Source organism: Halorussus salinisoli, assembly GCA_005239435.1.
GTDB lineage: Archaea > Halobacteriota > Halobacteria > Halobacteriales > Haladaptataceae > Halorussus > Halorussus salinisoli.
In genome coordinates this window covers 64,170-85,306 of sequence record SZNP01000009.1, presented here as the reverse complement: position 1 = coordinate 85,306, position 21,137 = coordinate 64,170, and the positions used below count along the sequence as shown (strand labels likewise).

At 63.6% G+C, this 21,137-nt stretch carries 20 protein-coding genes and 1 tRNA gene; 19 read left to right on the top strand and 2 right to left on the bottom strand.

Annotated features, from left to right (window positions below; all coding sequences use genetic code 11):
- The first annotated feature begins 122 nt into the window (after positions 1–122).
- The 15 genes from E2484_RS21590 to flaJ all read left to right on the top strand — a co-directional run bounded on the left by E2484_RS21590 (position 123) and on the right by flaJ (position 14,685).
- Complete coding sequence (locus E2484_RS21590; protein ID WP_321112916.1) at positions 123–677, top strand: chemotaxis protein CheW; 555 nt, start codon at positions 123–125, stop codon at positions 675–677.
- 147 nt (positions 678–824) lie between these two features.
- A complete protein-coding gene (gene cheY / locus E2484_RS21585; RefSeq protein ID WP_137287264.1) occupies positions 825–1,187 on the top strand; it encodes a chemotaxis protein CheY in 363 nt (120 codons plus the stop codon).
- Complete coding sequence (cheB, locus tag E2484_RS21580) at positions 1,184–2,224, top strand: chemotaxis-specific protein-glutamate methyltransferase CheB (RefSeq protein ID WP_137287263.1); 1,041 nt, start codon at positions 1,184–1,186, stop codon at positions 2,222–2,224. The genes cheY and cheB overlap by 4 nt, the downstream gene beginning before the upstream one ends.
- A 6-nt stretch (positions 2,225–2,230) precedes the next feature.
- A complete protein-coding gene (locus E2484_RS21575) occupies positions 2,231–4,411 on the top strand; it encodes a chemotaxis protein CheW (protein ID WP_137287262.1) in 2,181 nt (726 codons plus the stop codon).
- Positions 4,412–4,424: 13 nt separating this feature from the next.
- On the top strand, positions 4,425–5,039 hold the full coding sequence (locus E2484_RS21570; RefSeq protein WP_137287261.1) for a chemotaxis protein CheC: 615 nt from the start codon (positions 4,425–4,427) through the stop codon (positions 5,037–5,039).
- Positions 5,040–5,043: 4 nt separating this feature from the next.
- Positions 5,044–6,216 carry a chemotaxis protein CheC gene (locus E2484_RS21565; protein WP_137287260.1) on the top strand — a complete coding sequence of 391 codons (1,173 nt, stop codon included), beginning with the start codon at positions 5,044–5,046 and terminating at the stop codon, positions 6,214–6,216.
- A gap of 2 nt (positions 6,217–6,218) precedes the next feature.
- Positions 6,219–6,728 carry a chemotaxis protein CheD gene (locus E2484_RS21560; protein ID WP_137287259.1) on the top strand — a complete coding sequence of 170 codons (510 nt, stop codon included), beginning with the start codon at positions 6,219–6,221 and terminating at the stop codon, positions 6,726–6,728.
- On the top strand, positions 6,725–7,552 hold the full coding sequence (locus tag E2484_RS21555) for a CheR family methyltransferase (RefSeq protein WP_137287258.1): 828 nt from the start codon (positions 6,725–6,727) through the stop codon (positions 7,550–7,552). The genes E2484_RS21560 and E2484_RS21555 overlap by 4 nt, the downstream gene beginning before the upstream one ends.
- Positions 7,553–7,671: 119 nt before the next feature.
- Positions 7,672–9,027, top strand: coding sequence for a FlaD/FlaE family flagellar protein (locus E2484_RS21550; protein ID WP_321112913.1), 1,356 nt, complete (start codon positions 7,672–7,674; stop codon positions 9,025–9,027).
- A complete protein-coding gene (locus tag E2484_RS21545) occupies positions 9,011–9,457 on the top strand; it encodes an archaellum stator protein ArlF (protein WP_137287257.1) in 447 nt (148 codons plus the stop codon). The genes E2484_RS21550 and E2484_RS21545 overlap by 17 nt, the downstream gene beginning before the upstream one ends.
- Positions 9,458–9,907 (top strand): archaellum stator protein ArlG, encoded by a 450-nt coding sequence (locus tag E2484_RS21540; protein WP_137287256.1) that lies wholly within the window; start codon positions 9,458–9,460, stop codon positions 9,905–9,907.
- Positions 9,904–10,668, top strand: a complete 765-nt coding sequence (locus tag E2484_RS21535) for an archaellum protein ArlH (RefSeq protein WP_137287255.1) — start codon at positions 9,904–9,906, stop codon at positions 10,666–10,668. The genes E2484_RS21540 and E2484_RS21535 overlap by 4 nt, the downstream gene beginning before the upstream one ends.
- A 13-nt stretch (positions 10,669–10,681) precedes the next feature.
- Positions 10,682–12,469, top strand: coding sequence for a type II/IV secretion system ATPase subunit (locus E2484_RS21530; protein ID WP_137287254.1), 1,788 nt, complete (start codon positions 10,682–10,684; stop codon positions 12,467–12,469).
- A gap of 76 nt (positions 12,470–12,545) precedes the next feature.
- A complete protein-coding gene (locus E2484_RS21525) occupies positions 12,546–12,743 on the top strand; it encodes a hypothetical protein (protein WP_137287253.1) in 198 nt (65 codons plus the stop codon).
- Between the two features lie 205 nt (positions 12,744–12,948).
- Positions 12,949–14,685: an archaellar assembly protein FlaJ gene (gene flaJ / locus E2484_RS21520; RefSeq protein WP_137287252.1), complete on the top strand. Its 1,737-nt coding sequence runs from the start codon at positions 12,949–12,951 to the stop codon at positions 14,683–14,685.
- Here flaJ and E2484_RS21515 read toward each other — a convergent pair.
- On the bottom strand, positions 14,682–15,704 hold the full coding sequence (locus E2484_RS21515) for a lysylphosphatidylglycerol synthase transmembrane domain-containing protein (RefSeq protein ID WP_137287251.1): 1,023 nt from the start codon (positions 15,702–15,704) through the stop codon (positions 14,682–14,684). The two genes, flaJ and E2484_RS21515, sit on opposite strands and share 4 nt — an antisense overlap.
- A gap of 370 nt (positions 15,705–16,074) precedes the next feature.
- Between E2484_RS21515 and E2484_RS21510 the strand changes: the two genes are divergently transcribed.
- The 4 genes from E2484_RS21510 (at position 16,075) to E2484_RS21495 (ending at position 20,599) form a co-directional block, all read left to right on the top strand.
- Positions 16,075–16,929 (top strand): CheF family chemotaxis protein, encoded by an 855-nt coding sequence (locus E2484_RS21510; RefSeq protein ID WP_137287250.1) that lies wholly within the window; start codon positions 16,075–16,077, stop codon positions 16,927–16,929.
- A 102-nt stretch (positions 16,930–17,031) separates the two neighbouring features.
- A complete protein-coding gene (locus E2484_RS21505; protein WP_137287249.1) occupies positions 17,032–19,299 on the top strand; it encodes a PAS domain S-box protein in 2,268 nt (755 codons plus the stop codon).
- Between the two features lie 80 nt (positions 19,300–19,379).
- Positions 19,380–19,465 (top strand) — tRNA-OTHER (locus E2484_RS21500).
- 321 nt (positions 19,466–19,786) lie between these two features.
- The gene (locus E2484_RS21495) at positions 19,787–20,599 is read left to right on the top strand and encodes a BRCT domain-containing protein (RefSeq protein ID WP_170977457.1); all 813 of its coding nucleotides are present in this window, start codon (positions 19,787–19,789) and stop codon (positions 20,597–20,599) included.
- 107 nt (positions 20,600–20,706) lie between these two features.
- Here E2484_RS21495 and E2484_RS21490 read toward each other — a convergent pair whose 3' ends face one another.
- Entirely contained in the window at positions 20,707–21,117 is a 411-nt protein-coding gene (locus E2484_RS21490) for a cupin domain-containing protein (RefSeq protein ID WP_137287247.1), read from the bottom strand.
- Positions 21,118–21,137 lie beyond the last annotated feature (20 nt).

Here is a 21,137-nt window from a genome sequence, read left to right as displayed (position 1 = left end):
CCGGTTGGGTCGAATTACGGTCGAAACGACCGGCAGACGCTTCGAGCAATCGCGCCCTCGTTTCACTCCGTCCCAGTTATCATCTCCGAGAGACGAGGCCGGGTTTTATATTCTCGGCTTCGATGATTGAATCAGAGAGTGCCATGCAGGTCGAAGAGACCGACGCCGAACCCGGTGACGGAACCGACCGGACCGACTCGCCCGAGGTCGAGAACGTCCCGACCAGACAGGTCGTGGAGTTCCGACTCGGCGAGGACTACTGTGCGGTCGACATAGACGAGGTCGACAGCATCGTGGAGATAAAGAAAGTGACGCGCATTCCCCGGACGCCCGCCTCCGTCGACGGCGTGATGGACCTGCGGGGCGAGACCACCGCCATCATCAACCCCCGGACGTTCCTCGGCGTCGAGGGCGACGCCTCCGAACGCGACGAACAGAACGTCCTCGTGTTGGACCGGCCGGACGACAAGCAGAAGATCGGCATCCGAGTGGACGAGGTACTGGAAGTCACCGACCACCCCGAGAGCAGAATCGATACCGACGATGACCTCTCGGACCTCGACACCCAGGGCATCGAGCAGCAGGTCTCGCGGGGCATCATCCGCAAACCCAACGGCGACGGACTCGACCTCGTGGTCTGGGTGGACATCGACGCCATCATCGACCAACTGAAATGAACTCGGTCAGTTCCGACCGAAATCGCGTCGCGTCGGCAGAGAGCGGTCTCGGTGCCGTTCCGCGTGTTCGGACGAGCATCAGTCGTGATAATCGGAGGGGAGAATTTATTTCACCCCGTTTCAAATCAACCGCTTGGTGACTATCGGATGGCTAAAAACGTACTCATCGTAGACGATTCGGAATTTATGCGGAATCTACTCCGGGAGATACTCGAAGAGGAGTTCGAAATCGCGGGCGAGGCCGAGAACGGCGTCGAGGCCGTCGAACTCTACGAGGAACACGACCCCAATCTCGTGATGATGGACATCGTGATGCCGATTCGTGACGGCATCGAGGCCACCTCCGAAATCAAGGAGGACGACCCCGACTCGAACATCATCATGTGCACCAGTATCGGGCAGGAAGAGAAGATGAAGGCCGCCATCAAGGCGGGTGCGGACGGCTACATCACCAAACCGTTCCAGAAACCCAGCGTGATGGACGCCATAGAGGACGTCGTCTCAGCATGACGCGGGCAGTCGTCGTCGATGACTCTCACTTCATGCGGACGGTCATCTCCGACATTCTCGAAGAGGGTGGCATCGAAGTCGTCGCGCAGGCCGGAGACGGCACGGAGGGAGTCGAGGCGGTCGCCGAACACGACCCCGACGTGGTGACGATGGACGTGGAGATGCCCCGCATGGACGGCATCGAGGCCGTCGAGGAGATTATGGCGACGAACCCGACCCCCGTGTTGATGCTGTCGGCCCACACCGAAGACGGTGCGGAAGCGACGTTCGAGGCGCTGGAGAAGGGTGCGGTGGACTTCCTCGCCAAACCGGGCGGCGAGGTGTCGACCGAGATTTCGGCCCACGGCGACGCGCTGGTCGAGAAAATCCGGTCGGCGACGCGGGCCGACCCCGAGTCGGTCGAGGACGTGGACACGGCGACTTCCGGCACGCTCGACGCCGACCACGGCTACGCCGAGAACCCGACGCTCGTCGTCGGGGCCTCGACCGGCGGTCCCCGAGTGGTCGAGCGCGTGCTGTCGAGTCTCCCGCTGGAGGCAGACCTCCGGGTGCTGGTCGTCCAGCACATGCCCGACGGTTTCACCGCTCGGTTCGCCGAGCGCCTCGACCGCCGGAGCGAGTACGACGTGCGCGAGGCCGCAGACGGCCTCCGAATCGGCGGCGGCGAGGCCGTCGTGGCGAAGGGCGACTACCACATGGAGGTCGCGGGCTACGGCCACGGTCGCCTCCGAATCCGCCTCCAGCAGGACGAGGCGATGCACGGCGTGCGCCCGGCTATCGACGTGACGATGGAGACCGCCGCCGAGAAGGTCGACGGCCCGCTGACCGGGGTCGTCCTGACCGGAATGGGTTCGGACGGCGCGACGGGCATCGAAGCCATCGAGGACGCCGGCGGAGCGACGCTCGCGCAGGACGAGGAGACCTGTTCGGTGTTCGGCATCCCGGCCCGGGCCATCGAGACCGGATGCGTCGATTCCGTCCATCCGGCCGACGAGATCGCCAAGGCGATTCTCGACACGATTCGTGACAACGGGTGAAAGGACATGGAAGACTACATACAGGATTTCATACGCGAGAGCGAAGAGAACGTCACGGAGTTGAACAACTCCCTGCTCGAACTGGAAGACGACCCGGGCGACGAGGCCGCGATGGACTCCATCTTCCGGACGGCTCACACCCTGAAGGGCAACTTCGGCGCGATGGGTTTTCAGGACGAGAGCGGCCTCGCGCACGCCATCGAGGACCTGTTGGACGAGATTCGACAGGGTCGGATGGAGGTCACGCCGGAAATCATGGACCTCGTCTTCGCCGGCGTGGACGAAATCGACCGAGCGCTCGGCCAAATCGAAGACCAGGGCGAGTCCGACATCGACCCAGAGGAGACCATCGCCGAAATCCGCGGCGTCATCGAGCGCGGCGGTGCGGCGGCCGACGAGTCGGCGGAGACCGAAGACGGGTCAGGCGACGCGGCAGGCGACGACGGGGAACCCGACACCACCGAGGAGTCGGCGACGGCGCTCGACGCGATTCCGGTCGGTGACCTCGACGCTCCCGAGGCGCTCGCTACCGCCGGCGGCGACGTGTTCCACGTCGGCGTGGACATGGGCGACCCCGAGATGAAAGGCGTGGACGCGATGTTCGCCCTCGAAGGACTGAGCGACGGTCTCGAACTGCTCGGTGCAGTCCCCGACGTGGACGCGCTCAACGACGGCGAGTACGACGACGGCTTCGACGCTTTCGTCGTCGGCGAGAGCGCGGGCGACGTGGAGGCCGTCGTCGCGTCCGTCGGCAAAATCTCGGCCGCGACGGTGACGCCGCTCGACGTAGACGAAATCGACGTGACGAGCGCGGCCGACGCGACCGACGGATCTGCCGGGACCGACGAGAGCGGTTCGACCGACGAAACTTCCAGGAGCGACGAGAGCGGACCGACCGACGAGAGTACCACGGCAGCGGAGACCGCCGCGAGTGACTCGTCCGGGTCCGACGACTTCGAGGGCGACGTGATAGAAGCGGGCGACGGTGACGGCGCTGGCGACCAGTCGGCCAGCGGGGACGCCGGCGACGACTCCGCCGCCGAAGAGATAGCGGAGATTCAGTCGGTCCGCGTGGACGTAGACCAGTTGGACGACCTCCACGGTCAGGTCGAACAGTTGGTCACGAGTCGCATCAAGCTTCGGCGGTCGGTCGAGCAGGCGCAACTCGACAGCGCCGAGGACCACCTCGACGAACTCGACAAGATAACGTCGAGTCTACAGGACACCGTGATGGACATGCGGTTGGTCCCGCTGAAGAAGGTGGTCAACAAGTTCCCGCGACTCGTCCGGGACCTCGCGCGCGAGCAGGAGAAGGAGATAGACTTCCGGATGGAGGGGACCGACATCGAGTTGGACCGTACCATCCTGGACGAAATCAGCGACCCCCTGATGCACCTGCTCCGGAACGCGGTTGACCACGGCATCGAACCGCCCGACGAGCGCGAGGCCGCGGGCAAGCCCCGAGAGGGGACGATTCGGCTCCGAGGCTTCCGCGAGCGCGACCGCGTGACCATCGAAGTCGAGGACGACGGCGGCGGCATCGACGCCAACGCCATCCGGAGGAAGGCCGTCCAGAAGGACGTTCTGACGCGCGAGGAGGTCGAGAAACTGAGCGAAGAGGAAGCCCAGAAACTCGTCTTCCACGCCGGCTTCTCGACCAACGACGAGGTGACGGACGTGAGCGGCCGCGGCGTCGGGATGGACGTGGTTCAGGACACCGTCTCGCGCCTCGACGGCGAGATTCAGGTGGACAGCACGCCCGGCGAGGGCACGACCATCAGCCTCTCGTTGCCGGTCACTGTCGCCATCGTGAAGGTCCTGTTCGTCCAGTCGGGCGACGAGGAGTACGGCATCCCCATCAAGAACGTGGACGAGATTCGCCGGATGGAGGACGTCCAGACCGTCGAAGGCGAGGAAGTCGTCACCCACGACGACACGGTGTACCCCCTCGTACGACTCGGCGACGCACTGAACGTCCCCGGCGAGACGAGAAACGGCGACGGCATGCTCGTCCGGGTCAAGGAGTCCGAGCGCAAGGTCGCGATTCACTGCGACGCCGTGAGCCGTCAGGAAGAGGTCGTCGTCAAACCGTTCGAGGGCATCCTGTCGGGCATCCCGGGACTGTCGGGTGCCGCGGTCCTCGGTGAGGGCGACGTGGTGACGATTCTGGACGTCGAGACACTATAGGAGGAGACGAGATATGAGCCGAGGTGACGATAGAAACTTGCAAATCGACATACGAAAGCTGAACCTGTTCAACCAGATGGCCAAGGAGGGCGCGAACACGGTCGCCAACCACCTCAACCAGATGACGGGGATGAAGACCGAGATGGAGATAACGAAGATAAACTTCCTCGACATCGAGGACATCAAGACCCACGTCGGTCACGAGAAACAGGTCGGAACTCACATCGAACTCGTGGAACCGCCTCACGGCCACATCCTGTTCCTGTTCAGCGCGAGCAGCGCGAAGAAACTCGCCACCGGGATGCTCCCCGGGAGCGCGGACCCCTCCTCGAAGGGCTTTTCGGACATGGAACGCTCCGCGGTTCAGGAGATCGGCAACATCATGACCAGCGGCTTCATCGACGGGTGGGCGAACGTGCTGAACACGACCATCGACATCTCGACGCCGAAGTTCACCTACGGGGCGGGGTCGAAGATGGTCGAGAATCTCGTCGGCACCCGGCGAGACGAGATGGCGCTCGTGTTCGATTCGCGGGTTCACGCCCGCGAGGCCGACGTCGAGGTGAAGGTGTACACCTTCCCCGAACTCGAAGAACTCGTCTCGCTGATGCAGAAGATAGACCTCTGACACAATGTACGTGGATATCGAGTCGCTGGGAACGTTCAGTAGAACCGCCCGGGCGGGCGCAGAGCGGGCCGCCGAGAACCTCACCGGGATGACCGGCATCGAGACCGCGGTCGACGTGACAGAGGTGACGCTGGCGTCCGCCGACGAACTCGGCCGCAACGGAGAGCGCGTCGGCATCGTCGTCGACTTCGAGGGCGGCATCGACGGAACGAGCATACTGACCTTCTCGCCGGAAGGCGTCGAGATGCTACTGGACACCCTCCTGCCCGGCGCGGGCGTCGAGGAGAGCGCGGTCGAGGAAGTCGGCAACGTCGTGACCAGCGGCTTCGTCGGCGGGTGGGCCGACCACCTCGGAACTCCCATCGACATCTCGCCGCCCGAGTACGTCGAGGGGACCGGTGCGGAACTGTTCGACGGCGCGGAGTTCGAGCGCGACCGAGCGTTCGTCTTCCGGAATCGCGTCGGTGCGGTCGGCGAGGAGTTGGACGTGGAGTTCCACATGTTCCCCGACTCCGACTCGATGCAGGAGATGCTCGCGGGCGGCGACGAGGAGATTCCGGTCGAGAAGCTCACGACCCTCCGAGAGATGGCGAGGACCGGCGCGCAGACCGCCTCCGAGACCGTCTCGGCGATGACCGGCATCGACACGGGCGTCGACATCACCCACCTGCGTTTCGTCCCGGTCGAGGACGTGCCCGCGGAACTGTGCGACCGCGAGTACGTGGGCGTCGTCCTCGAATTCGAGGGTGCGCTCGGCGGCTACGTCGTGATACTGTTCGACGAGACGTCGGCCCGCGAAGTCGTGAGTGCGCTCGTACCCGGGGCCGAGGAGGTCGAAACCTTCGACGGTGAGCGACGGTCTGCGATGAAGGAGATCGGGAACGTGATGACCAGTAGCTTCATCGATGGCTGGGCGAACGTGCTGAACACGACCATCGACATCTCGCCGCCGCAGTTCGTCCACGACATGGGTCGGGCGGTCGCCGAATCCGTGGTCGCGCGTCTCGGCCAGAAGCAGGCGTTCGCGTTCCTGTTCGACGCGACCCTGCACGCCGACGACCGGGAGTTCGACTGCGAGATCTACGCCATCCCAGACGAGGACGAACTCCGGGCCGCGCTGGGCGACCTCGACCCGGACGCGACGGCCGAGCGAACGACCAAAGCAGGGTCGCTATGAGCATGACGACCGAACGCTACCCTTTCACCGACGACCCGCCCGACCGCGTGAAAGTCGGAGTCGCCGAACTCGCGGTCGCCACCGGCGACACCCGACTCACGACCAGCGGTCTCGGCTCCTGCGTCGGCGTCGCGGTCGCGGACCCGACCGCGGGCGTCGCAGGTTTGGCACACGTCATGCTCCCCGAGGGGACCGGAGACGACCGGGGGAAGCCCGCGAAGTCGGCGGACGTCGGCGTCGAGCGACTGGTGGCCGCGGTCGAAACCGCGGGCGGCGACCCCGACCGCGCGGAGGCCAAAATCGCGGGAGGAAGCCGGATGTTCGACTTCTCGGGCGTCAGCGAGGGCGTCGGCGAGCGAAACGTCGAGCGAACGCGCGCCGCGCTCGCGGACCGAGACGTCCCGGTCGTCGCCGAGGACGTGGGCGGCGGTCACGGTCGGTCGCTCGTACTGGTCCCGAAGACCTGGACGCTAACCGTGACGAGTACGCACGAAGGAGACGAGGACCTATGAGACCCGACGACGACGAGTTCGACCGACTGCTCGACTACGTGGAGGCCGAACTCGGCTTCGCCACGAGTTACTACGACGACGCCTATCTCGACCGCCGGGTCTCCTCGCGGATGCGCCGGACGGACACCGACGAGTACGACCGTTACCTCGACCTGCTCAGCGACGACGACCGCGAGCAGGACGCCCTGCTCGACGCGTTCTCGGTCAACGTCACGAGTTTCTTCCGGAATCCGGAGGTCTGGGAGGAGGTGCGGTCGGTCCTCCGAACCCTCTCGGTCGAGCGCGACCGAATTCGACTCTGGAGCGCGGCCTGCTCGGACGGCCGCGAACCGTACTCGCTGTCGATGCTGGCGCTGGACGACCCGGAGGTCGACGACGGGAACGTCGCGATAACCGCGACCGACATCGACCGCGAGATACTCTCGGCGGCCCGGCGCGGCGTCTACGAGAACACTCGCACCACCGACATCGGTGAGCAGTTAGCGCCGCTGGACGAGTACGAGGAGTACGTCGAGCGCGACGGCGACCGGTTCGCCGTGACCGACGCGGTGAAGGACCTCGTGTCGTTCGAGCGTCACGACCTCATCAACGGCGACCCGAAGTCCGACTTCGACCTCGTGGTGTGTCGGAATCTATTCATCTACATCGACACCGAACACAAACTTCCGATTCTGGAGACGGTCTCGGAGTCGCTGTCGGAGGGCGGCTACCTCGTCATCGGGAAGACCGAAACGCTCCCCGAACTGCTCAAGCCGGTGTTCGAGCCAGTGGCGCGACGGCTCCGAATATACAAGAAAACCGATAGTACATCCATCCAGAAGTAGCCTGGATGAAACGGTTCTTAGAGGCTCCGTGTGGCGGTTTAGGCACTCTTAGAAACAGAGTATCAGAGTTGATAACTCAGGGGGAAGATTAATGTGCCGTAAGTTCGCTGTTGACGACAATGAAACTTATCGGTCTCACCGACCAGTTCGTTCACCTCCTCGGGACGGGCCTGGTCGGCATGGGAATCATGGATTTCATGGACGAAGAGGAGGGTGAGAGCGTCGAAGCCGACAGCGGTGGTGGCGGCGACGACGACCTCTTCGGCGACGGTATGGGCGACGGTGCGGGCGGTGAGATGGACGGCGACTTCGGCGGAATGGACGACGGCATGGACGACGGAATGGGAATGGACGGGGAGATGGACGACTGGGCCGACGGCGGAGGCGGCGGCGACGCCGAGTTCGCCATGGGCGGCGGTTCCGGCCCGACCCAGGAGCTAGAGAACCGAATCGACGAACTCGAAAACGAGGTCGCCGAGATCTCCTCGACGGTCGGCACCGTTCGGAGCGAGAACGAGCAGATCAGCGCGAAAGTGGACGAGACCGAAGAGAACGTCCGAAAGCTCCTCGAAATCTACGAGATGGTGACGCGCGGAGTCAACCCGTTCGTCGACGACGTACAACAAGGGGGTGTGGCCGGCGGCGACGGTTTCGGCGCCGAAGGCGGGGGTGACTTCGGTCTGTTCGAGGACGACGGAGAAGACGAACAAAACGAAGACCTCAACGAGGACATCGCCGACGCCGAGGCCGAGAGTTTCTTCGACGACGACTTCGACGAGGAGGAGGACGGCTTCGAGGACGACGCCGCCGAAGACCTCGGCTTCGACTCGCCCGACGAGGTCGAAGCGACCGACGACGAGGAATCCACGCTGGAGGCGGACGACGAGGACGACGGCGGACAGGCTGGCGGCTCGACGTTCGAGGAACTCAAAGAGGAGTACGAGTCGGGCGATGCCGACTGGGCCGAGGAAGAGGGTGCGCCCGAAGGCGGCCAGCCGGAACCCGAACCGACGCTCGAAGCCGAGACGACGCCGGAGGAATCGGCCGACGGCGACTTCGAGTTCGAGGGACCGTCCGACACCGAACCCGCGACGCCCGCCACGCAGTCGGGCCGCGGGGGGAAGCCCTATCTCGCGGAACTCCCGAAGGGGTACGTCTCGGACCTCGTGGTGATGGAGTGGTTGGAGTTCCTCGTCACGGAGTTCGGCTCCGAGGACGCGGTTCGGACGATACAGTACTACGGCGACATCGATTGGATCAGCGAGTCGGTCGAGGAAGAGCTTCTGGCGTTCATGAGCGGATTTGCCGGCGTGGACTCGGTCGACACCGAAAAGACCGGCCCCGCGGCACTCGAAGTCGACGACCACATCCAGAGCCTCACCTTCCTGAGCCAGCTGACAGGCGACGCCGTCCAGCGGAAAATCGTCGAACACTGTGCGCAGATTCGAGGTGGGCGCGATGGGATTCAGCGTTAGCGGCTCGACGGTGGTCCTGTTCCTCGGGATATTCATCAGCTTCGGAGTCGCCTACTCGGCCGCGAACAATGGCTTCGAGCGAGTGAACGAAGCGTACGAGGAGAACGCCGACGGCGAGTTGGTCCGCCAGAACACCGAGATCGACATCGCCGACGCCGCTGTCGCCAACGAAGGCGGGGAGGCCTACTTGAACGTGGCCGTCGACAACAACGGGTCGACCACGCTCTCGGTGAATGACACCGACATTCTTATAGATGGAAATTACACGCCTCAAACGAGTCAGAAAATGGTGACGGTGGAAGTCGACGGAAACAGCGAGACCGACCTGTGGCTCCCCGGAGAGACGCTCCAGTTCAACGTCTCCGTTACCGACCCCGACCGCGTGAAAGTCGTGACCGGTCCGGGCGTCGCCACGGCGGAGGTGATCTGAGTGGCGAGCGTCTCCAGTTCCCACCTCATCCTGTTCATCGCCAGCCTCATCATCGCCGCCAGTGTGGCCGGAACGTTCACGCAGGGCGTCCAGCGCCTCTCGTCGGCGTTGGGCGACCGAAGCATCGACGTGACCGGCGACATCCGAACCGACGTTTCGATAATCAGCGACCCCGGTAGCGGTGCGGTGTACGACGAGGACAACGAGACGGTGACGCTACTGGTAAAGAACACCGGTTCGCGCTCACTCCCCGCGGAGAGCGACCGCATCGACGTGTTGATAAACGGGCAGTATCAGACGAGTCTGTCGGTGTCGGTCATCGGCGGACCGCCGTGGCGAGTCGGTGACGTCGCCAAAATAGAGTTCTCCAAGTCGCTGGACGCCGGCGAGGACCATCGCGTGAAGATAATCATCAACGACGACGAGGAGGTGCTTCAGTTCCGAACATGACACGAGACAATCTCTACTCGCTCGGCCTCGAAGACCACGACCGTCTGAATCACGAACTCGGGGGCGGCATCCCCCGCGGCTCCATCGTCCTCATCGAGGGCGACTACGGGGCCGGGAAGTCCGCCATCAGCCAGCGGTTCAGTTACGGTCTCTGCGAGACGGGCCACTCCGTCACCCTGCTCTCGACCGAACTGACCGTCAGCGGGTTCATCGACCAGATGCACTCGCTGTCGTACGGCGTCGAGGATCATCTGCTCGACGAGCGACTCCTCTTCCTCCACGCCGACGTGGACACCGGCGGCGGCCGGTTGACCGCCCCGGCCGAGGACGAGGAGGGCAACCGGAAGGAACTACTCAATCGGTTGATGAAAGCCGAGGCGATGTGGCAGGCCGACGTCATCGTCATCGACACGTTCGACGCCATCCTCCGCAACGACCCCAAGTTCGAGGCCCTGATTCGACAGAACGAGGAGCGACAGGCCGCCCTCGAAATCATCTCGTTCTTCCGCGATTTGGTGTCACAGGGACAGGTCATCGTCCTCACGGTGGACCCCTCGACGGTGGACGAGGAGGCCATCGGCCCGTTCCGGGCCATCGCCGACGTGTTCATGGAACTCCAGATGGTCGAAGTCGGCAACGACGTGCGCCGGAACATCTCGGTCAAGCGGTTCGCCGGAATGGGCGAACAGGTCGGCGACACCATCGGGTTCTCCGTCCGGGCCGACGCCGGAATCGTCATCGAGAGTCGTAGCGTCGCCTAACTGAGCCTCCACCATGACAGAGCACGGGACCGCACAGATCCAAGACGACCTTCGGGAAGTCGCCATGCGGCGACCCCACCTGCGGGATTATCTGAAGCGGTTCAAGCAGTTCACCGGGGAGTTCCCGCGGCTCATCGACGAGCCGAACGACGAGTGGGAGACCGACAAACCGAACGTCATCTACCCGGTCGGCGGTCCCATCTACTGTCACGTCTACGGCGACGTTGGCCAAGACACCGAGTACTACGCGGTCGAACCCGAACTCTCGGGCACCGAACAGGAACTGTTCGGCAAGGTCCGCGGCGAGATTCTCGAAAAGAGCGTGAAGAAACCCGCGCCACAGGACGAGGGCGAGTACGACGACCGCATCGAGGAACTGCTCGACGACACGGTGCTGGTCAACGACGCCGACGGAGGCGGTGGCGGCCGCGCCAACCTCCAGAACCTCTCGGCCGACCAGATCGTCGACTGGATCAAGAACGTCTCGTACAACGACTTCAAGCGCGGCGTCCGGACGTTCTCGACCGAAGACATCGTTCGGTTCGTCAAGGACTTCACCAACATCGGGACCTACGAGGTCTCGGAACAGACCTACGAAAACATCCGCTACCGGCTGAACCGCGACATCGTCGGGTTCGGCCCGCTCGAACCCATCATGCGCGACCCGGCCAACGAGGACATCCACGTCATCGGTCCCCACGAGACGTACGTGGACCACGGCACCTTCGGTATGCTCGGGACCAGCGTGGACTTCGGGTCGCCCGACCGCTTCGACAACTGGCTGCGAAACATGGGAGAGCGGATAGGCGACCCCGTGAGCGACTCCGACCCCATCGTGGACTCGACGCTCCCGGACGGGTCGCGTATCAACATCATCTACTCCGACGACGTGAGTCTGAAGGGACCGAGCCTCACCATCCGTCAGGGCGAGGGGACGCCGCTGTCGGTCGCCCAGATTACCAAGTGGGGCACGCTGTCACCAAAACTGGCGGCGTACCTCTGGCTCTGTCTCGAAAACGAGCAGACCGTGTTCGTGGTCGGAGAGACGGCGTCCGGGAAGACCACGACGCTGAACTGTATCATGTCGTTCATCCCGCGGGACAGCAAGATTTACACCGCGGAGGACACCGCCGAGGTGCTGCCCCCGCACGATACCTGGCAACAGCTCTTGACTCGGGAGGGCGGCGGCGAGGACTCCTCGGACGTGGACATGTTCGACCTCGTGGCGGCCGCGCTGCGTTCGCGCCCCGACTACATCGTCGTGGGTGAGGTTCGTGGCGAAGAGGGTCGGATGGCGTTCCAGGCCGCACAGACCGGCCACCCGGTGATGCTGACGTTCCACGCGAGCGACATCGTCTCGATGATTCAGCGTTTCACGGGCGACCCCATCAACATCCCCGAGACGTTCATGGACAACGCCGACGTGGCGCTGTTCCAGAACCGGGTCAAGCAGGGCGACGACGTGTTGCGTCGCGTGACCTCGGTGCAGGAAATCGAGGGCTACTCCAAGGAGATGGGCGGCGTCGTGACCCGCCAGTCGTTCTACTGGGACCCCGTGGAGGACGAAATCGTCTTCCAGGGGATGAACAACTCCTTCGTCCTCGAAGAGCAGATCGCGACTCTGCTCGGATACGAGAACACCCGCGACATCTACGACGAGTTGGACTTCCGGGCCGAGATCATGGAGCGCATGATAGAAGAGAACGTCCTGGGGTATCACGAAGTCAACGAGACCATCGAGGCGTTCCAGCGCGACGGCGTGGACGGGTTGCCGTTCGACATCCACCGCTCCATCGACTGAGGTCACCGACCCCCGACTCGCGTCGCCGACCCGTCTCGTCCCCAACATTTACGCGCCGTTTCCGTGAACTGCCGGTATGAGTCGCGTCCGTCGCGCCCACTACGCGGCGCTCCTCGGTCTCGCAATCGTCGCCACCGGCCTGCTCGTTACGGTCGCAGGTGAGTGGCGGGACGTGCAGTCCGTCGCCGGAGTCGTCACGGCGCTTCTCGCCGTCCTGTTGGTTCTCAAAGCGATTTCCGTTCTCGTGATAATTGGCCTTCGAAGCGTCTTCTGAGCACCCTATTTATTTGCGAAAGAAACGTTCTGTTGGCTACAAACCATACAGACATTTCTCTTCGGCCCCCGTCGAGCGTTCGAGTCGGCCTCCCTCGTTTATAAGAACACCGATAGTAACACGTCTTGGAGTGCAATATTTCAAGGGGAAAGAGGGATGATGATGGGACGTAAACCCGCGAACGCCCGCCGCCTCACCGACGACCATGGCGACGAACGAACAATCCGGGGACACCCCCAAGGACGCCAAAGACCTCCTCGCTAGCTTCGCGTCCTCGACCATCGACTCCTACCAGCACATGGAGACGCCGGTCTCCCGGTACCTCGGACTGGTCGTTCTCCCCTCGGTCGTCTTCTTCGTGCTGACGGTGGGAGTCTTCTTCGTCACGGACTTCCCGCCGCTCGTCTCCCTCCCGATTCCGCTGTTGGGCCTGCTGTCGCTCGTGGTCGCCGTCATCTATCCCAAGATTCTGCGCGACCAGAAGCGCAAGGAGATAGAGGACCGCCTCCACCTGTTCATCACCCACATGACTGTCCTCTCGACCGCGAACATCGACCGCGTGGAGGTGTTCCGGACCCTCGGCGAGGAGGAGGAGTACGGTGCGCTGGCCGAGGAGATGCGCCGCATCACTCAACTCGTGGACACCTGGAACCAGAGCCTCGACGACGCCCTCCGTATTCGGGCCGACAAGTCCCCGAGCAAGCCGTTCGCCGACTTCCTCGACCGACTCGCCTACACCATCAACGCCGGGCAGGAGATTCAGGACTTCCTCCTCTCCGAACAGGACGTGGTCATCGAGAACTACGTCACCATCTACGAGGGGTCGCTGGAGAACCTCGAAGTGATGAAGGACCTCTACCTCTCGATGGTGCTGTCGGTCACGTTCGCGCTGGTGTTCGCGACCGTCCTGCCGATTCTGACGGGGACGAATCCGACGATGACGGTCAGTGCGGTCGTCGTGATGTTCGCGTTCGTCCAGACCGGGTTTCTGGTGATGATTCGGAACACGGCACCGTACGACCCGCTCTGGTACCACCCGGAGGTCCAGACCACCGACACCGAGTGGCGCATCCGCATCTCGGTCGCGGTCGGTTTCGTTCTGACCGTGGTCGCTATGGTCGCGTGCCTGCTGATTCTGATGGGCCAGACGAGTGTCGACCCCAACTCGATTCCGCTCCCGTTCTACGCCGCGATTCCGACCACGCCGTTGCTGGTACCCGGCATCCTCGCGCGCAAGGAGGAAGAACAGATAAAGGACCGCGACGACGAGTTCACGAGTTTCATCCGGGCGCTGGGTGCGACCGAGAGCGCCAAGCAGAGTACGACCACCAAGGTCCTCGAGAGCCTCCGGGGCAAGGACTTCGGCGCGCTGACCGAGAACGTCGACGACCTCTACAAGCGACTCAACATGCGCATCGAACCCGCGATGGCGTGGCGACACTTCACCGCCGACTCGCGGTCGTACCTCATCCAGAAGTTCAGCGAGATGTTCCTCGTCGGCAGGCAGATGGGTGGCGACCCCAAGAAACTGGGCGAACTCATCTCCAGCAACATGAACAAGGTGTTGCAACTCCGCGAGCGCCGCGCCCAGTCCACCGTCACCCTCATCGGCGTCCTCTACGGGATTACGGCGGCCTCCACCTTCGCGTTCTTCATCGGCCTCGAGATCGTTGGGGTGCTGTCGAGCATGTCCATCGGTCTCAACAGCAGTCAACTCGACATCACGACGATCATCCACACCAACGTGTACGACATCGAGACCATCGAGTATCTGCTCGTCATCATCATCCTGCTCAACTCCGTCCTGTCGTCGCTGATGATTCGCATCGCCGACGGCGGCCACAAGGTCAACGCGTACATGCACTTCGTCTTCCTGACGTGGATGTCGAGCGCCATCGCGGTGTTCACCCGAGTCGTCGTCGGGTCGTTCCTGAACGTCTAACTCCGATGGATTACCGTGAAGGCCGCCAGGCCGCCGAGCGCCAGCGCGAACCAGTAGCTCGCCACCCGATACACCAGCGCCACGCTCGCGGCGAAGTCGGTCTGGAGCGCGGTCAGCGCGACCAACAACCCGACCAGTGCGAACTCGACGCCGCCGACGCCACCCGGCGTGGGGACGATGCCGGCGAGCGAACTCGCCGGGACGACGAACAACACCAGCATCGGGTCGAGGTGGATGCCGAGGGTTCGACCCGCGAGATAGAGCGGCGCGGCGAAGAACAGCCACCCGACGTACGAGAACACCAGCGTGTAGCCGAGTTGCCGCCGACTTCCGGCGATGCGCTCTACGAGTCCGTAGAACTCGTCGATGCGGTCTCGTATGCTCTCGGCGTCTACCCTATCGACGTAGCGCGAGACGGGCGAGGTCACCTTCACCACGAGACGCTCCACGACGCCTCGGTGGCGGTAGGAACCGTAGATTACCAGCGGGAGAAGGATGGCGAGCACGCCGAGTCCGGCGACGAGCATCTCGGCCTGTTTGGGAATCTCGCCCTGTATCAGGAGCGCGACGGTGCCGAGTCCCGCGAAGGTGAAGAAGGGGAGGAGATTCAGTAGGTCGGCGGTGACGACGCTGGCGAGACTGTCCTGATAGTTGGCCTCGGTGTCGGCCGCCAGCACGTAGGCGATGAAGGGACCGCCGCCGGCTTTGCCGAACGGCGTGGCGTAATCGGCGAACGTGGCCGCAAAGTAGGTCACGACGATCTTCCAGAAGGGCACGTCGATGCCCACCGTACAGAGGATGACGTCCCACGACTTGGCCCAGACGACCAGCGAGACGACGGTCGAGAGACAGGCCACCCCGAGCCAGACGAGGTTCGCACGCTGGAGCGTCCCGAGGATCTGGCTCCACCCGATGACCCGCCCGAAGAAGTACAGGAGTACCACCGCCACGGCGAACCCGGCGACGACTTTGACGGTCGTGCGCCGGTCGAACATCTCGCTGGCCGTTTCGGTCGACATCTACACGACGAAACGGCCGAGAGACAGTTAGGTCTCTTGGCTCCGCGGTTCTCGGCGAACGCTCCGACCCGACGGAGTCGGGGCGCGTCGGCGTTTCGCTATCGCAAACTGGCGAGTGCGTGTGGTGACCACGGGGTACGCGTGGGCGCGGGTGAGTGCGTGCGTAGACAGGTACGTGGGTGGGTGCGTAAAGACGTGCGCAGGTGTAGACGTACCTAGCTGAGTACATATAGTCGTTCGTGCGCGCTAGCGCGTGCGTGTGTGCCCTGCGAAACGGAATCAGTTTCGATGGACCGAAAAAATATTTACCCTTACTGAGAATTGCCTGTCAAAGGGAGGCGCGCCGATAGCGGGCGTCGCTCGCCACACCATGTCCGAAAAGGTCATCGCCGACTTCGTCGCACGCTTCAGCCTCGACACGTTCGATTCGCCCGAACCGGTCAAGGGTCGAATCGTCCTCAGTCAGAAGCGTCTGGTCCTCGCCACTTCGGACTCGAAGACCACCGTTCCGCTCGCCAACATCTTCGACATCAACGTCGGGCACGTCCCGAGCAACTTGGAGTCGTTCTTCCAAGACACCATCACCATCGCGTACCGAGAGGGCGACGGTCGCCGAGCCGCGGTCGTCGAGGCCGGGACCGAGGAAGTCTCACGATTCAAGACCGTACTGTTCAAGGCCGAACTCAACGGCTCGGACGCGAAGGTCAAACACCCGGCGCGAGTCGGCGGTCGGGTGACGGGCGCGTCGTTCCGCCCGGCGAAACTCAAAGTCGAACCCGGAGCGGTCAGGTTCGCCGCCAGCGAGTCCGTGACCGTGAACCTCGCCAACGTCACCTACTTCCAGAAAGAGAACCGCGACACCGGGTCGGTGCTCGTCGTGCGCCACGCCGACGAGGGCCAGTCCGTAACCTCGGAGTTCGCCATCGAGAGCGACCGCAAACTCAACTTACTCGGACGCTACCTCCGACTGGAGTACTCCGAACTCGCCCAAGAAGTCGAGGAGGTGACCACCTCCGAAGAGGAGATGGAGGCGCTGGTCGCCATCTACTCCGGCGCGCGGAGCGGGGACCTCGCCGGGACGCTCGGCGTCGACTCGAGTCACGTCACGATGCTGCTCAACGACCTCCGAGAGAAGAGTCTCATCGACGAGGGCGAGAAGGGTCTCTCGTTGACCGCGCAGGGGCAACTTCTGGTAAGCGACCGCATCGAAACCGTGAACACGTAAGACTCCTGTCTGTTTCCGAACGCGGTGATTTATTCCGCGCCATTTATTACTGCAATACTCCTATGGATTTTTATACTACATATTGGTAACAATAATCATCGCATGGGGAACGCCATCCGCGTCCTGCTGGTGGACGACGACTCGGCCATCGCGGATCTGACTGCCACGTATCTCGAGAGAGCGAACGACCGTATCGAGACGGTCGTGGAGACCAACCCGGACGAAGCGCTACAGCACGTAATCGACGGTTCGGTCGACTGCGTGGTCAGCGACTACGAGATGCCCGAGATGGACGGACTGGAGTTCCTCGACCGGGTTCGGGAGTCCGCTCCGTACCTGCCTTTCGTCCTGTTCACCGGGAAGGGAAGCGAGGAGATCGCCTCCGAAGCGATCTCGGCGGGCGTGACCGACTACCTCCAGAAGGAGACGGGCACCGAACAGTACGCGGTGTTGGCCAACCGCGTCGAGAACGCGGTGGCACAGTTCCGCGCCGAGCGCGAGGCCGAGCAGGCCGACGAGCAGATTCGGCGCATCTTCGAGCGCATCACGGACGCCTTCTTCGCGCTCGACGATAGCTGGCAGTTCACGCACGTCAACGACCGCGCCGCGAGTTTCTTCGACTACGACTCCGACGACCTCCTCGGCGAGGACATCCGCGACGTGTTCGACGTGGACTTCGACAGCGAGTTCCTCGGCGCCTACCGGGAGGCTTTCGAGACCCAGGAGCCGGTGACGCTCGAAGCCGAGTCGAACTACAGGCCCGGGACGTGGCTGGAGGTCCGCATCTACCCCGCCGAGGACGGACTGTCGGTGTACTTCCGGAACGTCACCGAACGCCGTGAGGCCCAACTGGAACTGCGCGACACCAAGCAGAAGATAGAGGCGCTCCACGACGTGGCCGCCCGAGCGGTCGCCTGCGAGACCGAACAGGCCATCTACGACCTCGCCATCGAAACCGCCGAGGAGATACTGGCGTTCGACCTCTGCACCGTGGACGCTCACGACGACGGCGTTCTCCGCACGAAGACGGTCTCGAAAGTGGTCTCGACCGACGGCTACTACGAGGAGACGCCGGTCGAAACCGAGGGCAACCTCGCGGCCCGCGCGTATCGAACGGGCGAGTCGTCGCTGATCGACGACCTGCGCCAGACCGACGTGGTGCCCGCCGAGAGCGAGTATCGGTCGGCACTCACCGTCCCGATAGCCGACTTCGCCGTCTTTCAGGCGGTCTCGAAGGAGCCCAACGGGTTCGACGAAGACGACCGCGAACTGACCGAACTCCTCGCGGCCCACATCTCGGAGGCGCTGGTTCGCGTCCAGACCGAGACCGAACTCCGGGCCGAGCGCGACCGGTTCGCCGCGCTGTTCGAGAACGTGCCCAACGCGGTCGTGCGCTACGAGATAGACGGGATAGACGCCATCTGCAAGTCGGTGAACGCGGCGTTCGAGGACGTGTTCGGCTGGTCGAACGACGCCATCGTCGGCGACCCGGTGGACGACTACATCCTTCCCGACGGCTGCCAAGAGCAAGGCGAACTGCTCAACGAGCGGGTGCGCCACGGCGACCGAATCGAGGGCGAGGAGTCCCGTCGCAGAACCCGCGACGGCGACCGGGACTTCCTGCTTCACACTGCCCCGGCGGGCAACGGGGGGACCGAGGCGTTCGCCATCTACGTCGACATCACCGAGCAGAAAGAACGGGAGCGCCAACTCGCCCGCCAGAACGAGCGACTGGAGGAGTTCGCCAGCGTGGTCAGTCACGACCTGCGCAATCCGCTCAACGTCGCGCTCGGTCGGTTCGACCTGCTCGAAGACGAGTGCGACAGCGACCATCTCGCTCCCATCGGTCGGTCGCTGGACCGGATGGACTCGCTGGTCGAGAACCTGCTCACGCTGGCCCGGCAGGGGCAGGTCGTGGACGAGACCGAACCGGTCGCGCTGTCGGCGGCCGCCGAGGAGGCGTGGGAGACTGCCGACACGAAGGAGGCCACTCTGACTCTCGCTGCCGACGCGGTGATCGAGGCCGACGACGCCCGATTCCGGGAACTGCTGGAGAACCTCTTCAGGAACTCGGTGGACCACGCCGACTCGGTGTCGGTGGTCGAAGTCGGCGCGCTCGACGACCGCACGGGCTTCTACGTCGTCGACGACGGGCCGGGGATTCCGCCGAACGTGCGCGAGAACGTCTTCGACCATGGGTTCACGACCGACGAGGAAGGAACCGGGTTCGGACTCGCCATCGTGGAGTCCATCGCCGACGCCCACGGCTGGACGGTCGAAATCACGGACGAGGACCGAGACGACCCCGCAGGCGCTCGATTCGAGTTCTCTCGGGTGACGGTCCACGAGGACGGGACTGCGGTACGTTGATGGACCCGCCGCACCGAGGTGTCGATTGTGGGCTTTCACGGAGACCATAACAAAGATGGTCTCGACCTAACTCCGGACGGGGAAGGGTAGCTCAGTGGTAGAGCGCCGCCGGTCCTCCCGGTGGCAGCCTTACGGGCTTCGCGTGGTTCGACTCCCGCCCCTTCCGTGTTCTGCTGCTTTCCTGCGAGGCGCGGAGCGCCGAGCATCTCCAGCAGCAGAACACCGGAGTCAAAAGGGAGTCGAGCAGACGAGTCGCATGCCCGGAACGGCGCGAAGCGCCGCACGCCCGGACCGTCTCGGCCAGTTCGACTCCCGCCACTTCCGGCAGTCTGGGACGATGGGGAAATATATTTCTATACAAAAGTATAATTTTTACTACTTTTACGCAATTGTAACGGTATCAAACGTGGTTCTGACCACTTCTCGGTGGTCTCGGCGCGCGTCATCAAGTTATATGGTCCAGCGCTGGGACTCCGGAGGTGTATCTATGGCGACTGGCGACGACGGAGACGAGGCCGGTGGTGCGGACGTCGAGAGCGCGTCGGAACTCGCGGACGCCACCGTCGTGTTCACCGGGCAGTTATCCGAACTGACGCGGGCCGAAGTCACCGAGCTGGTCGAGGACTGCGGTGCGTGCGTCACGAACAACGTCTCGAAGCAGAGCGACCTCCTCGTCGTGGGGGACGGTCCCGGCGACGAGAAGATGACGTTCCTCGAGCAACACGAGATTCCGTCGCTCACCGAGCGTGAGTTCTACAGTCTCTTCCCCGAGCGGTTCTCTCACGTCGAGGGTGTCCCCGCGGACGCGACGGACGAAGCGTCGGGCGACTCCGCGACGACCGGCGATCCCACCGAGACGGTCCGCGTCGAGGTCGAACCGGTCGTCCTCCAACTCGCCCGAATCGAGGCCAAGCGCACCGACCGCGACCTCGATTCGGTCGTCGCCGAATCGACCCAGGCGCTCCTGAAGCGGGTCATCGACGGCGGGACGGTAGAGACCGAGGAGGCCGACGACGGCGAGACCGTCGCGGTCGCACTTCCCGAGAACGTCCACGCGATGGTCGAGACGGCGGTGACGACGACCGCGGGCGTCGAGTCGGTTCCGGCGTTCGTCGGGGAAGCGTGCCGAACCGAGTTCGGGTTCGACTTCTCGGAGAAGCAGGAACTCGCGCTCGGACTGCCGACGGAGGCGGTCGCGGCGCTCAAGCAACTCTCGTCCGAGAACGACCGGAGCGTCGAGACCGTCGCTCGGGAACTCCTCTGTGACGCTATCGAGGAAGCGCTCACGGCTTCCGAGTGAGTCGTGACGGTGTTCGAGTATCAGAAATCGGCGCGGACACGGGGAACGGCGGGTTCAGTGGCTGGCGACACCCCGCGCGTCCAGTGGATAGACGCGAAAATCCACGATCAAGTCTCGTTTCGGGCGTCCTCCAACTCCGCGATGTTCCGTTCGCCGACCTCCACCGTCTTTTGGAACTCCTCCCTCGGGCTAAACTCGATAAGCACGGTACCCGCATCGACGGCTATCGTGTGGTCTGGTGCCATATAGTACACGTCGCCCGCTTCGACGACTTCCTCGTGGTCGGCGTACCGGACAGTCATTCGTCCCGACAGCAGATATCCCCAGTGTGGGCATTGACACCGGTCGTTCGGTAGTCCTTTCAGGAGTTGCGCGTCGTCGAAGTCCTGAAGATACGTTTCGTAGCCGACGCGCATATCTCCCCACTCCGCCTCCCGCCAGACTGCCTCCTCCATCTTGAGTCCGGTCTCGAACTCCGACAGAGTAGCGTGCTGTCCGCCCGACTCCTGGCTTGTCATGCGTTCACAAGACAAGATGC

What these genes read in the sequence shown, in the direction of transcription:
- E2484_RS21590 (WP_321112916.1), top strand. Translation starts at nt 123, where the DNA reads ATGATTGAATCAGAGAGTGCCATGCAGGTCGAAGAGACCGACGCCGAA.
- cheY (WP_137287264.1), top strand. Translation starts at nt 825, where the DNA reads ATGGCTAAAAACGTACTCATCGTAGACGATTCGGAATTTATGCGGAAT.
- cheB (WP_137287263.1), top strand. Translation starts at nt 1,184, where the DNA reads ATGACGCGGGCAGTCGTCGTCGATGACTCTCACTTCATGCGGACGGTC.
- E2484_RS21575 (WP_137287262.1), top strand. Translation starts at nt 2,231, where the DNA reads ATGGAAGACTACATACAGGATTTCATACGCGAGAGCGAAGAGAACGTC.
- E2484_RS21570 (WP_137287261.1), top strand. Translation starts at nt 4,425, where the DNA reads ATGAGCCGAGGTGACGATAGAAACTTGCAAATCGACATACGAAAGCTG.
- E2484_RS21565 (WP_137287260.1), top strand. Translation starts at nt 5,044, where the DNA reads ATGTACGTGGATATCGAGTCGCTGGGAACGTTCAGTAGAACCGCCCGG.
- E2484_RS21560 (WP_137287259.1), top strand. Translation starts at nt 6,219, where the DNA reads ATGACGACCGAACGCTACCCTTTCACCGACGACCCGCCCGACCGCGTG.
- E2484_RS21555 (WP_137287258.1), top strand. Translation starts at nt 6,725, where the DNA reads ATGAGACCCGACGACGACGAGTTCGACCGACTGCTCGACTACGTGGAG.
- E2484_RS21550 (WP_321112913.1), top strand. Translation starts at nt 7,672, where the DNA reads ATGAAACTTATCGGTCTCACCGACCAGTTCGTTCACCTCCTCGGGACG.
- E2484_RS21545 (WP_137287257.1), top strand. Translation starts at nt 9,011, where the DNA reads ATGGGATTCAGCGTTAGCGGCTCGACGGTGGTCCTGTTCCTCGGGATA.
- E2484_RS21535 (WP_137287255.1), top strand. Translation starts at nt 9,904, where the DNA reads ATGACACGAGACAATCTCTACTCGCTCGGCCTCGAAGACCACGACCGT.
- E2484_RS21530 (WP_137287254.1), top strand. Translation starts at nt 10,682, where the DNA reads ATGACAGAGCACGGGACCGCACAGATCCAAGACGACCTTCGGGAAGTC.
- E2484_RS21525 (WP_137287253.1), top strand. Translation starts at nt 12,546, where the DNA reads ATGAGTCGCGTCCGTCGCGCCCACTACGCGGCGCTCCTCGGTCTCGCA.
- flaJ (WP_137287252.1), top strand. Translation starts at nt 12,949, where the DNA reads ATGGCGACGAACGAACAATCCGGGGACACCCCCAAGGACGCCAAAGAC.
- E2484_RS21515 (WP_137287251.1), bottom strand. Translation starts at nt 15,704, where the DNA reads ATGTCGACCGAAACGGCCAGCGAGATGTTCGACCGGCGCACGACCGTC.
- E2484_RS21510 (WP_137287250.1), top strand. Translation starts at nt 16,075, where the DNA reads ATGTCCGAAAAGGTCATCGCCGACTTCGTCGCACGCTTCAGCCTCGAC.
- E2484_RS21505 (WP_137287249.1), top strand. Translation starts at nt 17,032, where the DNA reads ATGGGGAACGCCATCCGCGTCCTGCTGGTGGACGACGACTCGGCCATC.
- E2484_RS21495 (WP_170977457.1), top strand. Translation starts at nt 19,787, where the DNA reads ATGGCGACTGGCGACGACGGAGACGAGGCCGGTGGTGCGGACGTCGAG.
- E2484_RS21490 (WP_137287247.1), bottom strand. Translation starts at nt 21,117, where the DNA reads ATGACAAGCCAGGAGTCGGGCGGACAGCACGCTACTCTGTCGGAGTTC.